The sequence below is a fragment of the Actinoplanes sp. NPDC019969 genome, from assembly GCF_055562375.1.
In genome coordinates, this window is sequence record NZ_JBVHFK010000001.1 from 950343 (window position 1) to 964791 (window position 14449).

Here is a 14449-nt window from a genome sequence, read left to right on the forward strand (position 1 = left end):
CTGGTGAGAGGATGGCTTCGTGCGATCTTCCAGGTGGGTGCCGGTAGCCGGCTGGTGTCTGGCCACCGCGACGAGCATCGTTCTCTCCTCGGTGGCGCTGTCCCCGGTGCTCAGCGCGGCCCGCGCCGAGTCGGGCGAACTGCCCGACATCGATTCGCTGCCGGCGCCCGCCGCGGTGGCCGAGACGAGCGAGGCGCCGGCCGCCGAGACCACCGCACCGACCCGGCCGGCCCGTCCCACGGTGTCGGCCACGCCGTCGCGGACCCGATCGGCCCCGGCCTCGAAACCGGCCGTCACGACCACGACCACGGCGCCGGCGCCGGTTCGGACCACGACGACCAAACCGGCGACCACCACCGAGGACGGCTGGACGGTAACCACCAGTGACGGCGTGAAGACCTATGTGAAGTCGTTCACCACCGACGGTGGCAGCGCGGTGATCCGGATGACCAGCGCGGGTCTGGTCTCGCTGGTCACGGCCACTCCGGCGGACGGTTACCGGGTGGAGAAGACCGGCTCCGACACGAACCTCGCGGTCTACTTCACCTCGACCGGCCGCAACTTCATCATCCACGCACAGTGGTGGAACAACACGCCCCTGGTCGAGGTCAACGAGATCGGCGGCTGAGGATCCGGCTGGCTCTCATGGCTGTCTCGCGGGCCGCGAGACAGCCATGAGCCCCAGCCGGGGTATGGCAGCGCAAGGGTTTTCCCCGATTCGGTGGGGGGCTGCGGTGCCTAACGTCTCCCTCAAGTCATCCGGGTCACCGCCGGACTCCGCTCGTCACCCCCGGGCGGAAGAGGGACACCGCACCGACCGCCGCCACCGCGGCGGCGCCGGCGAGGCGTTCACGGCGCCGGATGACGTCCACGACAGCCCGCAGTGCCTGCCTGCCGGCCGGCCCCACGAGGGATCGGTCATCAGGGGTCGTTTCGGGACGGCGCAGCGATGCGCCATCTCGAAACGATCACTACCGGATCACGGCTGGCTGCCGAGGCTGCCGCTCAAGATCGGAGGGACCTATGGTTCCTCCTACGTGTACGGACAGGAGGCCCTCCGGTGACCTACAGCGCATTCAGCCTGGCCCCTGGGCGGGCCACCGGTGTGATGGCCGACGTCTGGGGCCGGTCCGCGGTCCGTGACGTGATCCTGACCCTGGGCGCCGCCGGCGCCGTCGGTCTCGCCGCACAGATCGCCGTCCCGGTTCCCGGGTCCCCGGTCCCGATCACCGGCCAGACGTTCGCGGTCCTGCTCGCCGGCGCCACCCTGGGCGCGGCCCGTGGCGCCGCCGGCATGCTGATCTACATGCTGGCCGGCGTGCTCGGTGTCCCGTGGTTCGCCGCCGGCGCGTCCGGCTGGCCCAACGCGACCGCCGGGTACCTGATCGGTTTCGTCATCGCTGCCGCCCTGATCGGCCAGCTCGCGGCCCTCGGCGCGGACCGCAGCCCGGCGCACACGATCGGGCTGATGGCCGCCGGCACCGTGGTGATCTACCTGGCCGGGGTGCCGTGGCTGGCGTTCTCCACCGGCATGGACCTGACCACCGCGATCAGCACCGGCCTGGTGCCGTACCTGATCGGTGACGTGCTGAAGACCGCGCTGGCGGCGGCTCTGCTGCCCGGCGCCTGGGTGCTCATCAACCGCCGTAAGGGCTGAAACCCACAGGCTGTGCACACAGCCTGTGGATAACCCGAACAGATGTGCGAAGTCGGTCAGCCGATGATCCGGGGCAGGCCGATCCGGGTGCGTACGCCGGGTGACGCGTGCACCAGCGGTGCCCCGGGCGGCTCGGGGAGACCGGCCGCCGTCGTCAGGTCCTGCCGCAGGTCCAGCACGTGCGCACGGTGCAGCACCCACGGCGGATGCCACACGTCGACGGTCGCCAGCCGGCCGCCGACCACGGTGTAGAGCCGGTATTGGGTGGTCAGGTAGTGGTCGATGCGCCCGAGTTCGGCCGCCGGGAACGGCTCGCCGGCCCGGACCCGCAGCCGGTAACCGGCGCCCCGTGGCTCGTAGCGGCGGCTGCCGCGGTACTCCGTCACGTCGCCGTCGGTGCGCAGCGACATCCGCGCCCACCGGTACGGCAGGTTCAGGGTGGTGCGGGCGGCCACCACGGCCGGCAGCCGGGCGGCGTCCAGCGAGAAGAAGAAGATGCCGGCGCCGCCGTCCGGGCCGCGGACATAGGTGCGCAGATTGGTCTCCGGGAACGCCGACAGCCACGGCAGCGACGGCAGCCAGGGTGGGCGGATCCCCTCCATCAGGAAGGGGAGCATGCCCACCCAGACCTGGCCGTCCTCGGCGTCGGGGGTGAGACCTGGGGGAAGCAGCGGAGCGACCGCCTCGGCGGGATAACGCCAATGCAGGAACGTCATCCGCCGCCAGTGTTGGATCATCATGGCGGTGCGGATCTCCGCCATCGGGGGCGCCAGCACGCCCCCAGTCTAGATCTAGATGTCGAGGCTGCTCTCGATCCGTTTGAGCTGGTGGCGGGCCAGGGCGAGATTGGCGCGGTCCTTGTTCAGCGCCAGGTAGAGGAACAGGCCCTGCCCGGACCGCCCGGTCAGCGGGCGCAGCAGGTGGTACTGGGTCTCCAGGGTGACCAGCACGTCCTCGATGTGCTCGTGCAGGCTCAGCATCTCCATCGTGCGCAGTTTCGCCCGGATCACCTCGGTGTTGGCGGCCGCTGCCACCTGCAGGTCGAAGTCCCGGGTACCGCCGGCGATTCCCAGCGCCATGCCGCTGGAACGGTCGACGAGCGCGACGCCGATGGCGCCGTCGATCTGCATCGCGTCTTTCAGAGCCACATCCATGTCCGGCATCTCGGGGTGTCCTCCCACGTCGCTTCGGTCTGATCCGAGCGTCCACGACACCTGCCGGAACCGGTCGCACATCTTGTCCGCCCCGGTGACCACCCACCATGGGTTGATTGTCCGTGTAGTCGTCCGATTGAAGATTTCTGCAACTCGGAAACTGCTTATCACCGCATTTTCACAAACCCAGGATCTGCTGGGGTACGCCGTAACCAGGCTCGTGTCCACACGGTTGGAGGGGTGGTAGAGCCGGGGTCTGGGCGGAGGGGACGCGTCGTGTCAGTGCCGCTGTACCAGGCGAAGGCCGAGATGTTCCGGACACTCGGCCATCCGGTCCGGATCCGGGTGCTGGAGCTGCTGCAGAGCGGCCCGCAGCCGGTCCGCGACCTGCTCGCCGAGATCGACGTGGAGGCGTCGAACCTGTCTCAGCAGCTCGCCGTCCTGCGCCGGGCCGGCATCGTCACCTCGTTCCGCGACGGCGCCCTGGTCATGTACGCGCTGAGCACCCCGGACGTCGCCGACCTCCTCGCGGCCGGCCGCCGGATCCTGGGCGCGGTGCTCACCGACCGCGACGGTCTCCTGGTGGAGCTCCGCGCCCAGAAGTCACAGTGATCAAGGCTGGACGATCGACTCACAGTTCTGGGTGGTGTCGAGGTTCCAGCGGAAACAGGTGTCACCACTCGGCGCTGTGACGTGCTCGCCGCCGTCGAGCCAGTCGGCCGCGCCGTCGTTGCCGCCGTCGAGGGTGTCGTCGCCCTCGTACCCGTTGAGGCTGTCCTCGCCGCCGTTGCCGATCAGCGTGTCGTCGCCCGGGCCACCGATGAGGTGGTCGGCTTTCGCGGTGCCGGTGAGGCGGTCGTTCATGCTGCCGCCGATCAGGGTCTCGACGTCGGCGGCGATGGTGTCGCCCTCGCCGGCGGCGCCGTCGTCGCCCGTGACACCGTCCGCGTCCGCGGTGACCGCCGTCGTCCAGTACTGGTAGTAGTCGACCTTGTCGTGGCCGGCGCCGCCGGAGTAGTAGTCCGCGTCCGCACCCTGGTTCGGCTCGGCTTCCAGGCTGTTGGTGGGGTTGATGTTGTCGCTGCCGTCGCCGCCGTAGACCTTGTCGACCCCGTGGTCACCGGCGAGCCGGTCATCGCCGGCGGCACCCGAGACCAGGTCGTCGCCGGGGTCGCCCCAGATCAGGTCGTCGCCCGCGGCGCCGTACAGGCCGTCGTTGCCCTCACCGCCGCGGATGTAGTCGTTGTCGGCGTCGCCGCCGATGACGTCGTTGCCGCCCTGCCCGAACAGCTGGTCCGCGCCGTCGCCGCCGTAGATGATGTCGACGCCGTGGCTGCCGAAGATGGTGTCCTTGCCGGCGTCGCCCCAGATCCGGTTCACGCCGGTCCAGACCGCGGCGTAGTCGTCGCCGTTGCCGCCGTAGACCCGGTTCGACCCCAGCCAGCCCTCGAGCCGGTCCGCGCCGTCGCCACCGGAGAGCAGGTCGTCGCCCTCGTGACCCCAGATGCTGTCGTTGCCGGCCCCGCCGTAGAGCGCGTCCGCCCCGGCGTCCCCGCCGAGCCAGTCACCCGACGTCCCGCCGCCGAGCGTGTCGTTGCCGGCGCCGCCGCTGGCGTACAACGGCACGTTCGTCTGGTTGAGGATCGTGTCGTTGCCGTCGTAGGTGTAGACGACCACCTGGGTCGGGGCCGTGGCCGGTGTGCACCGGACCACGGTGCTGTCCCCGGCGACCGCCCGGCAACCCGCGCCGGCCTTGATCGGGACCAGGTCGTCGATCGTCACGGTGTTGCCGGACCGGGTCACCACGACCCGGTTCTGCTTGCCGGCGGCTGCGTTGAACTGCACCTTCGTGGTCTGCGTGACGGCCGCCACGCCGACCGTGGCGGCCTGTGCGGGCGCGGCCAGAACGGTGGCGGAGGCGGTGGCGAGGAGTGGCGCCGCGACGCGCGGCAGCCAGATGGAACGGGACAACGTGGACCCTCCCCAGGGATCCGGCGGCCGCTGTGCCGCACGGTTCAGAGATCGTAATTGGTCATCGATGTCTCACGCTGCCCTGCTCCGGGGCGGCTTGCCGTTTCGGCCTGAGGGCGGCTGCCAGGGTGGCGAGCCAGCGCTTCCGTTCGTACACCGCAGGGGTTTGATCCTCGGGCGCCGGCGCAGCCGGTGTGATCTCGACCGGTCCCCGAATCTGCCGCAAGCGGGCCGCGAACACCGCCATGCTGTCGATCGCCGGAACCGGCGTGAGCACCTCGTCGAAGAGCCCGGTGAGACCCGGCCAGACCGCGATGAGCCGGTCGTCGTCCTCGCCCCGGCCCGGCCACGGACCGCCGGTGATCAGGCGGAACAGCACCGCCGCCAGATCGGTGACGTCCCCGCTGACGGTCGGCGCGGGTTTGCCGGCCGGGCGTGGCTCCGCGAAGTCGCTGATCATCGGAGTGCCGGCGGGGGTGATCAGCACCGACTCCGCCCGGATCCTGCCGTGCGCCATCGGCGGGCGCATCGTGTGCGCCCAGGCCAGCGCGTCGGCCAGGGTGATCACCAGGTGCAGGGCCTCGGCGGGGGTGTGCGGCACGTCGGTGAGCGGGCGACCGTCGATCAGGTCGAGGGCGAGCCAGGGGCGCCCGGTCGCGGTGATGCCACCGGCCCGGACCGGCACGATCGACGCGTCGGTGCCCATACCGACCGAGGCGGCGACGAAGGTGGCGAAGGCGATCTCCTCGGCCCGGCCGCCCGCGAACCGGTGAAAGAGCTTGAGCACTGCCCACCGCTTCGCCCGGTCGTCCCAGGCGCGGTAGCGGTCGGCATCCGGGCCGGTCCCGATCCGTTCCAGGCGGCTGTAGCCGGCCGGGGTGTCGATCCCCGCCACATGTCACCATCCCTCGACGAAACTTCGGATTACGGATCTCACCGCAGGGACACCGGCAGCGGCAACGGCCTCCCGGTCATCAAGATCAACCGAAGATTCCTTGCCGGGTGCGGCCGGGCGGCTCCCGCGTGCAGTATCTCGTGACCGGGCTCCCGGTGGTAGCGGCGAATCGTGTCAGAGATCCGATGTGGACCGCGTCCGAAGAACGCGGCTGGTTCTCATGGCTGTCTCAGCTCAGCTGAGACAGCCATGAGAACCAGCCGTCAGGGTGGGCCGGTCCGCGGGCGTCGTTGACCGCGGACCGGAGTCTCGTCAGATGCTCCGGTACCCGGCGATGGTGTCGGCCAGGATCTCGCGCCCGGGCCGCTGCCAGAGTTCCTCGTTCATCACTTCCACCTCGATCGGGCCGGTGTACCCGGCCTTCTCCACCGCCACGTGGAAGGCGCGCATGTCGACGCAGCCGTCGCCGGGCAGGCCACGGCCGGTGAGCACGCCGGCCGGCAGCGGGGTGATCCAGTCGGCGAGCTGGTAGATCGCGATGCGCTCGCCGGCCTGTTCGATCTTCGGCAGCACGGTGTCGTCCCACCACAGGTGGTAGGTGTCGACGGTGACGCCGACCTGGCCGACCGGGTGCTGCTCGGCGATCGCGATCGCCTGGTCCCAGGTGTTGATGACGCAGCGGTCGGCGGCATACATCGGGTGCAGCGGCTCGATCGCCAGGGTGACCCCGGCGGCCGCCGCGTGCGGCACGAGCTGGGCGATCGCGTCGGCGACGTGCGCCCGGGCCCCGGCGATGTCCTTCGAGCCCTCCGGCAGGCCGCCGGAGACCAGGACCAGGACGTTCGTTCTTAATTCAAAAGCCTCATCGATGGCCCGGCGGTTGTCGTCGAACCAGCCGTCGAGCTGGAAGAAGCCGCTGCGGCACAGCGTGGTCACGGACAGGCCGGCGTCGCGGACCAGAGCGGCGGAACGCTCCAGGCCGTACTCCTGGACCGGCTCGCGCCACAGCGCGACCTTGTCGACGTTCGCCTCGACCAGGCCCTTGACCAGGTCGGTCAGCTCCCAGTGCTTGGCGGTGATCTGGTTGAAGGAGAAGCGGCTCATCCGGCGGTCACCTCGAAGAAGCGGTTCGCCCGGTGGGCGGCCAGGTCCGGGTCGGCCAGCAGGCCGGCGGCGTCGGCCAGTTCGATCAGCTCGGCGAAGTGCCGCACCGACCGGCCCGACTGCAGGCCACCGACCATGGTGAAGTGGTCCTGGTGGCCGTTGAGCCAGGCGAGGAAGACGATGCCGGTCTTGTAGTAGAACGTCGGCTTCTTGAAGATGTGCCGGGACAGCGGCACGGTCGGGGCGAAGATCCGGTCGTACTCGGCCAGGTCACCCCGGTCCAGGGCGGCGAAGGCGGCCGCCGCGGCCGGGGCGATCGCCGCGAAGATGCCGAGCAGCGCATCCGAGTAGCCCTGCTCGTCACCGCGGATCAGCTCCGGGTAGTTGAAGTCGTCGCCGGTGTAGAGCCGGACACCCGCGGGCAGGCGGCGGCGCAGGTTGATCTCGTGGTCCGCGTCCAGCAGCGAGACCTTGATGCCGTCGACCTTGGCCGGATTCGAGTTGATCAGCTCGAGGACCGTTTCGGTGGCTTTGTCCACGTCGGACGAGCCCCAGTAGCCTTCGAGCGCCGGGTCGAACGCGGTACCCAGCCAGTGCAGCACCACCGATTTATCCGACGCATCCAACAAGTCCTTGTAAATGCGGAGATAGTCATCGGCGTCACGCGCTGCGGCCGCAAGGTGCCGGCTGCACATCAGCACCGGCGAGGCGCCCGCGACAAGGACATCGGAGAGCTGCTCGGCATAGGCCTGCCCGATTTGTTCCAGCGACGCTTGTCCGGGGGCGAGCTGGTCGGTCGCGACCCCGGCGACGATACGGCCACCGACCGCCGCCGCCTCCGCGGAGGAACGCCGGACCAGCTCCTTCGTCGCCGCGTAGTCCAGGCCCATGCCCCGCTGCGCGGTGTCCATCGCCTCGGCGACACCCAGGCCGTGCGACCACAGGTGATGCCGGAAGGCGAGGGTCCGCTCCCAGTCGAGGACCGCGGGCTCACCGGGCGCGTTCTCGGCACGCGGGTCGGCGACGACGTGTGCGGCGGCGTACGCGATCCGGCTGGCCGGTTTTTCAGCGGACGAAGGCCAGCTCGTCGTGGAGAGCGTCAGTCTGCGCCCGTCGGGCAGGTCGACCGTGCTCACAGCGCGATCCGCTGACCGGTGCGGGCCGACTCCAGACCGGCCTCGGCCAGGCGCACGCCCCGGGCGCCGGCCGCGAAGTCCCAGTGGAACGCCTCGCCCGCGACGACGTGCCGCAGGAACGCCTCCCACTGGATCTTGAAGCCGTTGTCGAACTCCTCGTTGTCCGGCACCTCGGTCCACTCGTCACGGAACGACTTGCCGGTCAGCGGCAGGTCCGGGTTCCAGACCGGCTTCGGGGTGCCCGCCCGGTGCTGGATCTTGCAGCCGCGCAGGCCGGCGACGGCGCTGCCGTGGGTGCCGTCGACCTGGAACTCGACCAGTTCGTCCCGGTTGACCCGGACCGTCCAGGAGGAGTTGAGCTGGGCGATGATGTTGTTCTCCAGCTCGAAGATCGCGTAGGCGGCGTCGTCGGCGTCGGCCGGGTACGTCTCGCCGCGCTCGTCGACCCGCTCGGTGATGTGGGTGGCGATGGTCGCCTGCACCGTGCGGACGTTGCCGAACAGCTCCTCGAGCACGTAGTTCCAGTGCGGGAACATGTCCATCACGATGCCGCCGCCGTCGGCGAGCCGGTAGTTCCAGCTGGGCCGCTGCGCGACCTGCCAGTCACCCTCGAACACCCAGTAGCCGAACTCGCCGCGCACCGACAGGATCCGGCCGAAGAAGCCGCCGTCGATGAGCCGCTTGAGCTTGCGCAGGCCGGGCAGGAACAGCTTGTCCTGGACGACGCCGTTCTTGATGTTCGCGGCGGCGGCCAGCTCGGCCAGCTCCAGCGACGCGGCGGAGCTCTCGGCGAGCGGCTTCTCGGTGTAGACGTGCTTGCCGGCCGCGATGGCCTGACGGATCGCCTTCTCCCGCTGCTGGGTCACCTGGGCGTCGAAGTAGATCTCCACGTCCGGGCGGGCCAGCGCCGCGTCCAGGTCGGTGGTCCACTCGGTGAGGCCGTGCCGCTCGGCGAGGGCGGCCAGCTTGTCCGGGTCACGGCCGACCAGGACGAGCTCCGGCCAGATGTGGCCGCCGCCGGCCAGCGGCACGCCCCCCTGCTCACGGATGGCGAGCAGCGACCGAACCAGGTGCTGCCGATAGCCCATCCGGCCGGTCACACCGTTGATGGCGATACCGATCGATCTACGCGCTGCCATGTGGAACCCTCCGGCGGTCATGAGGAAAGCGCTTTCCTGCTGCTGGCAGCGTAGGCGGCCAAACGCCTTCCGACAAGTGCCCCGCTCGGCCCGGGTATCTCGGCCGGCTAACCGATCTGCTTCACCAGCAGGGCCGCGGCCGCCGTGACGTCCGCCGCCGTCCACTCCAGCGCCGGCGCGGCCACCGTGACCTCGGTCATCGCGTACCCCGGCACGTCCGCATCCACCCAGCCACCGGCGAACCACACCCGCTCCCGCTCGGCGACCGTCAGCACCGCCTCGCCGAGCACCGCCGCCGGATACGGCAGCCACAGACGGAACTGGTGGGTGTGCGGCGGGTGCGGGAACACCCGGGCGCCGGGGATCGCGGTGAGAGCGGCGGCGATGGTACGGGCATGGCTGACGTACTCCGGGAGCCGCGGCAACTCCTGATCGAGCCCGGCGAGAGCGGACAGCGCGGCCGGGAAGTGCTGGAAGATCGTTCCGCCGTAGCGGTGCCGCCAGGAACGGGCATAGTTCGCGAGATCAGTGGTACCGGCCAGGACCGCGCCGCTGATCCCGCCCAGCGACTTGTAGAACGAGACGTAGACACTGTCCGCCAGCGCCGCCACCTCCCGCAGCGACCGGCCCAGATGCGGCGTCGACTCCCAGATCCGGGCGCCGTCGAAATGCACCCGCGCGCCGATCGCCCGGGCCGCGCCACAGACCGCGACCAGTTCCTCCCACGACGGCAGCACGAAACCGGCGTCACGCAGCGGCAACTCGATCACCACGGTGCTCACCGGCTCGCCCAGGGCGGCGATCTCGGCTGCCGTCGGATTGCGCGGCCGGTCCGTGGAGGTGATCCCGCGCAGGCCGCTGAGCTGGGCGTACGCGTGCCGTTCGTGCACCTCCTGATGACCGAGGGGGTGCAGGGCGGCGGCGGGGATACCGGTGCGGTCGGCGCCGTACCGCAGCGCCACCTGCTGAGCCATCGTCCCGGTCGGGAACAGCACCGCGGCCTCGGTGCCGAGCAGCGCGGCCACCCGTTCCTCCAGCGCCTCGACCGGCCCGCCGCCGTAGAAGTCCGGCCATCCGTCGAGGTCAGCGCCGGTCTGCAGATCGGCGAGCCGCTCCCGCATCGTCTTCGGGCGGACGCCGGAGAGGATCCGGTCGCAGGACCGCATCGCGTTCAGGCGCCGCAACTGGAGATCGTCGGACATCTGCGGATGATCGCACGGGTGAGGGTTTTTGTCGGACCCTGTCGATACTGTGCGCGCCATGCGGAGTTTCGAGTTCGTCGCGGGCAGCTCGGCGAAGTTCTGGGAGATCTCACGGGCCGGCTGCGACGTGACAGTGCGGTTCGGGCGGATCGGGACCCAGGGGCAGACGAGCGTCAAGTCGCTGGCTGACGAGGCGGCGGCTGCTGCGCACGAGACCAAACTGATCAACGACAAACTGCGCAAGGGGTACGTGGAAACGGGTGCCGCCTCGGCCGCCTCCGCCTCGCCGCCTTCCACCTCCGCCTCGCCGCCTTCTCGCGTCGATGAGGATGTGTTCGTTCTGCCGTCGGCGTGGCATCGGTTCCGGGCTGCTCGCCGGGGTTCCGCTGATATCGGGCGGTTCGTCCCCAACTCTCAGGCGCGCGCCGCCCTCGACCGCGAGATCGCCCGCAACGACGACAAGATCCAGCGCATCCTCACCGCACGCACCACTGAGGAGTCCACCCGCCTCGCCGCCCGGGCCTGGCTGGACGGGGCCGCCGACGCCACCCCGCTCGGCGCCGCCGTCGTCAGCCTGATCGTCAAGGACTATTGGTGGAGCACCGGCAGCTGGGCCAACCCGCACAGTGACGTCTGGATCGCCGAGCGCGGGCTGCGTTTCGCCGCCGAGGCCGCGGTCACGCTGATGGCCCTGATCCTCGAGGACGATTACGCCGCGCCCTACCCGCGCTCCACCGCCGACGACAAGCCCGGTGTCCGGCACCGGCGGCCGGGTGAGACCAAGGCGTCCTGGGCGCCCGACACCTCGGTGCAGATCCTGCTGCGGGTCCGGCACGCCCTCGCCGCCGCTTCGCCCGAGGAGTACGCGGAGGTCGTCACCGCCCTGACGGCGTACCGCGCGGCGCACCCGCACGCCCGCACCGCCGTCTCCGCACTCCTCCCCGAACGGCGCGACTGGTTCGCGGAGGATCTCCACCAGGCCGCGGTCGCCGGCCACGACGACTACCTGACCACCCTGCTGCTGTGCGCGGCGAGCACAGCCGACGACGTGCGGACGCTGTTCCCGGTGGCCAACAGCTACACGATGTGCGAGTCGCTGCCGATGCTCGTCACCATGGTCGACGGGGTCGGCGCCGACGCGGCCCCGGCCCTGTTCCACTGGCTCGGCGACGCCGGCTCCGACGCCATCAAACGGCTGCTGTCCGTGCTGGCGCTGCTCCCCGGCGACGAGGTCACTCAGGGGCTGATCGACCGGGCCGACCAGAAATACGTCATGCCGGCTCTGCTGGAGCATGCCGAGCGCTTCCCGGGCCGGGTGCTGCGCCTGCTCGCCGAGAACGGCGCCGACGACCTGCTCCGCGGGCACCTGCTGCGGCATCGCGATCTCGTCGACGACGTGCCGCCGCGGGTCGGTCCCGAGGCCGCGGCCCGGATCGAACGGATCCTCGCCGCCGAGTCGACGGTTCCCGCCGTACCCCTCTCCGCCGTCCCCGCCCTGCTCGCCACCCCACCGTGGCAACGCACCGCTCCCACCGCGAAACCGATTGTCATCACCGGTCTCACCTGCGACGTCCCGCCCACCCTGGAGTGGCAGCCCGGCGAGCGCGAGCAATGGACCCGGACCCAGATCCATCGGTACGGCGGCGCCCGTGAGTGGCAGACCCACACCCGCCGGAGCCGTCTGAACGCGCGGGAGGCCGCGGTGCTCTTCCTCGACGCGCCGGAGGAGACCGCCCGGCAGGCGATGGATCAGTGGCAGCCCGACGACGTCTGGTCCGCCGGCACCTACCTGCGTCCGGTCGCCGCCCGGTTCGGCCTCGACGCGCTGCCCATGCTGCTGCGAGCGGCCCGCCGTGGACCGGCCGAGATGGCCCCGGTGATGCTGCCGTTCGGCACGCCGGAGGTCGCCGTCCTGGCCGCCGACTGGCTGGCCCGTCTCAAGTCCATCCGGCCGGTCGCGCTGGAGTGGCTGCTGCGGCACCCCGCCGTGGCCGCCCGCGCGCTGATCCCGCCGGCTCTCGGCAAGACCGGAACCGCCCGCAAGCAGGCGGAAAACGCGCTGCTCACTCTGCACAAGCACGGTCACACCGCGACCGTGCGCACAGCCGCCGAGGGCTACGGTGACGCGGTCGTCGCCGCCGTCGAGCCCCTGCTCGCCACGGATCCGGCCGCCGTCTACCCGGACAAGATCCCCGAGGCGCCGGGCTGGGCGGCCGCGAGCCTGCTGCCACCGGTGATGCTGCGCGACGGTTCCGGGCGGCTTCCCGACGAGGCGGTCACCAACCTGGTCGTGGCTCTGGCGATGTCCCGGCTGGGGGCGCCCTGCCCCGGTCTCGATCAGGTCCGTGACGCCTGCGAGCCGTCGGGTCTCGCCGCGTTCGCCTGGGGGCTGTTCACGCAGTGGCAGTCGGCAGGCGCGCCCGCCAAGGAGAACTGGGCGCTCGACGCGCTCGGGCTGCTCGGCGACGACGAGACGGTGCGGCGGCTCTTCCCGCTGATCCTGGCGTGGCCCGGCGAGAGCGGCCACAACAAGGCCGTCACCGGGCTGCAGGTCCTCACCACGATCGGCAGTGACGTCGCCCTCATGCACCTGCACGGCATCGCCCAGCGGTCGAAGTTCACCGGGTTGAAGAACGCCGCACGGGAGAAGATGGCGAAGGTCGCGGACAGTCTCGGGCTCACCGCCGAACAGCTGGCCGACCGGCTCGTCCCGGACTTCGGGCTGGACGCCGACGGCAGTCTGCGCCTCGACTACGGTCCCCGGCAGTTCGTCGTCGGGTTCGACGAGCAGCTGAAGCCGTACGTGACGGACGCAGCCGGCAAACGCCTCAAAGCCCTGCCCAAGCCCGGCGTCAAAGACGATCCGGAGCTGGCGCCGGCCGCCTACCAGCGGTTCGCCGCCCTGAAGAAGGACGTTCGCACGGTCGCCGCCGACCAGGTCCGCCGCCTGGAACACGCCATGGTCAGCGGCCGCCGCTGGACCGGCGCGGAGTTCCGCCGTCTCTTCATCGACCATCCCCTGCTGTGGCACATCGTCCGCCGCCTGGTCTGGATCCGCTTCGACCCGGCCCCCGACGGGCAGGGCCGGCCGCTGTCGGGGGCGGCGTTCCGGATCGCGGAGGATCGGTCGCTCTCCACCGTGGACGACGAGGTGACCACGCTGGATGACGACGCCGTGGTGGGGGTGGCGCATCCACTGAACCTGGGTGACGCCGCCGCGGCGGCGTGGGCCGAGGTGTTCGCCGACTACGAGATCCTGCAGCCGTTCGCGCAGCTGGGGCGGCCGACGTTCGCACTCACCGAGCAGGAGCGGGCGGCCGGCCGGCTCGCCCGGTTCCAGGGGGTCAGGGTGCCGTCCACCAGGCTGCTCAGCATGGAACGCCGCGGCTGGCGGCGCGAAGCCCCACAGGACAACGGAAACCAGCGCCGTCTCGAACTCGCCATCGAGCCGGGCCGAGAGATCGTCGTCGAGTTCGAGCCCGGAATCACGATCGGTTACCCGGACATGTCCGAGGAGCAGGAGCTGACCGACGTCTTCCTGCACGACGGCACCGGTTCCCGCTGGTGGCGGAACGACGACCTCGGCCTCATCTCACTCAGCACCCTCGACCCGGTCATCGCCTCCGAAATCCTCCGCGACCTCACCGAGCTGACCACCCCCTGACCTTCCTCCTCGAACTCCCCTTCACCCACCACTCCACCGACGAGTTCAACCGACGTGCGCTCACTCTCGTCGAAGTTCTCGCTGATTTGTCCTCTTATACGAGCTTCGGCGCGGTTACCGAGGGACGCCCGCAGGCCTTCGTCCAGCGATGAGGCGGGACGCTTGGGCCGCCTGGGCCTGGAATGGCGCTCGCGCCCCGATCTTGTGGGTGTGGCACCGGATCGAGGTGCACAAGATCGACATCGCGCCCGAACTTGTGCGTCTCGCTTCGGGAATCCGGTGCCTCGAGTCCAAGATCGCGGGCCTTACCGATTTTGAGCTGGGGAGACCGGTGCGCACCGCCCAAGATTCCGGGCGGAGGTTGCTCGCCGCCCAAGATCCCGGGAGAGGATTGCCTGCGGCTCAAGATTGCGGGCGATGGTGGGCCGCGGCTCAAGATCGATATTCCTGCACCTGCTTCAGGGGAGCCTGCGGGTGCCCCTGCCGAGGCATTGCGGGTGCGGCAAACCAGAAGACCCACTTGAGGT

The 14449-nt window shown here is 70.5% G+C and carries 12 protein-coding genes; 4 read left to right on the top strand and 8 right to left on the bottom strand.

Translation table 11 applies throughout. The features are described from left to right. Positions 1-19 precede the first annotated feature (19 nt). Together ACZ3II_RS04560 and ACZ3II_RS04565 are read left to right on the top strand one after the other, a co-directional pair. Entirely contained in the window at positions 20-628 is a 609-nt protein-coding gene (locus ACZ3II_RS04560) for a DNA mismatch repair protein MutL (protein WP_465516203.1), read from the top strand. Positions 629-1108: 480 nt separating this feature from the next. After that, positions 1109-1657 carry a biotin transporter BioY gene (locus tag ACZ3II_RS04565; RefSeq protein ID WP_465516610.1) on the top strand — a complete coding sequence of 183 codons (549 nt, stop codon included), beginning with the start codon at positions 1109-1111 and terminating at the stop codon, positions 1655-1657. 56 nt (positions 1658-1713) lie between these two features. Here the strand turns inward: ACZ3II_RS04565 and ACZ3II_RS04570 are convergent, their stop codons facing one another. Together ACZ3II_RS04570 and ACZ3II_RS04575 are read right to left on the bottom strand one after the other, a co-directional pair. Next, on the bottom strand, positions 1714-2433 hold the full coding sequence (locus ACZ3II_RS04570) for a YqjF family protein (RefSeq protein WP_465516204.1): 720 nt from the start codon (positions 2431-2433) through the stop codon (positions 1714-1716). A gap of 15 nt (positions 2434-2448) precedes the next feature. After that, positions 2449-2820 carry a hypothetical protein gene (locus ACZ3II_RS04575; RefSeq protein ID WP_043532996.1) on the bottom strand — a complete coding sequence of 124 codons (372 nt, stop codon included), beginning with the start codon at positions 2818-2820 and terminating at the stop codon, positions 2449-2451. A gap of 267 nt (positions 2821-3087) precedes the next feature. On the opposite strand from ACZ3II_RS04575, the gene ACZ3II_RS04580 reads away from it, so the two are divergent. After that, a complete protein-coding gene (locus ACZ3II_RS04580) occupies positions 3088-3423 on the top strand; it encodes an ArsR/SmtB family transcription factor (RefSeq protein WP_465516205.1) in 336 nt (111 codons plus the stop codon). Here ACZ3II_RS04580 and ACZ3II_RS04585 read toward each other — a convergent pair whose 3' ends face one another. The 6 genes from ACZ3II_RS04585 to ACZ3II_RS04610 form a co-directional block, all read right to left on the bottom strand. Continuing rightward, positions 3424-4782, bottom strand: coding sequence for a calcium-binding protein (locus ACZ3II_RS04585; RefSeq protein WP_465516206.1), 1359 nt, complete (start codon positions 4780-4782; stop codon positions 3424-3426). It lies immediately after the preceding gene. A 61-nt stretch (positions 4783-4843) separates the two neighbouring features. Then, a complete protein-coding gene (locus ACZ3II_RS04590; RefSeq protein WP_465516207.1) occupies positions 4844-5677 on the bottom strand; it encodes a phosphotransferase in 834 nt (277 codons plus the stop codon). A 312-nt stretch (positions 5678-5989) separates the two neighbouring features. Next, positions 5990-6781 (bottom strand): sugar phosphate isomerase/epimerase family protein, encoded by a 792-nt coding sequence (locus ACZ3II_RS04595; protein ID WP_465516208.1) that lies wholly within the window; start codon positions 6779-6781, stop codon positions 5990-5992. Continuing rightward, positions 6778-7917, bottom strand: coding sequence for a dihydrodipicolinate synthase family protein (locus ACZ3II_RS04600; RefSeq protein WP_465516209.1), 1140 nt, complete (start codon positions 7915-7917; stop codon positions 6778-6780). Before ACZ3II_RS04600 ends, ACZ3II_RS04595 begins: the two co-directional genes overlap by 4 nt. Continuing rightward, complete coding sequence (locus ACZ3II_RS04605) at positions 7914-9056, bottom strand: Gfo/Idh/MocA family protein (protein ID WP_465516210.1); 1143 nt, start codon at positions 9054-9056, stop codon at positions 7914-7916. The genes ACZ3II_RS04600 and ACZ3II_RS04605 overlap by 4 nt, the downstream gene beginning before the upstream one ends. A gap of 107 nt (positions 9057-9163) precedes the next feature. Next, positions 9164-10258, bottom strand: a complete 1095-nt coding sequence (locus ACZ3II_RS04610; RefSeq protein ID WP_465516211.1) for a threonine aldolase family protein — start codon at positions 10256-10258, stop codon at positions 9164-9166. A 58-nt stretch (positions 10259-10316) separates the two neighbouring features. Here ACZ3II_RS04610 and ACZ3II_RS04615 point away from each other — a divergent pair, with 58 nt between their 5' ends. Continuing rightward, entirely contained in the window at positions 10317-13922 is a 3606-nt protein-coding gene (locus ACZ3II_RS04615) for a DUF4132 domain-containing protein (protein ID WP_465516212.1), read from the top strand. The last annotated feature ends 527 nt before the right edge of the window (positions 13923-14449 follow it).

Excerpts from the sequence above, each read along its gene's own strand:
- ACZ3II_RS04565 (WP_465516610.1), top strand. The coding sequence starts at position 1,109 with ATGGCCGACGTCTGGGGCCGGTCCGCGGTCCGTGACGTGATCCTGACC.
- ACZ3II_RS04575 (WP_043532996.1), bottom strand. The coding sequence starts at position 2,820 with ATGCCGGACATGGATGTGGCTCTGAAAGACGCGATGCAGATCGACGGC.
- ACZ3II_RS04595 (WP_465516208.1), bottom strand. The coding sequence starts at position 6,781 with ATGAGCCGCTTCTCCTTCAACCAGATCACCGCCAAGCACTGGGAGCTG.
- ACZ3II_RS04605 (WP_465516210.1), bottom strand. The coding sequence starts at position 9,056 with ATGGCAGCGCGTAGATCGATCGGTATCGCCATCAACGGTGTGACCGGC.
- ACZ3II_RS04615 (WP_465516212.1), top strand. The coding sequence starts at position 10,317 with ATGCGGAGTTTCGAGTTCGTCGCGGGCAGCTCGGCGAAGTTCTGGGAG.
- ACZ3II_RS04610 (WP_465516211.1), bottom strand. The coding sequence starts at position 10,258 with ATGTCCGACGATCTCCAGTTGCGGCGCCTGAACGCGATGCGGTCCTGC.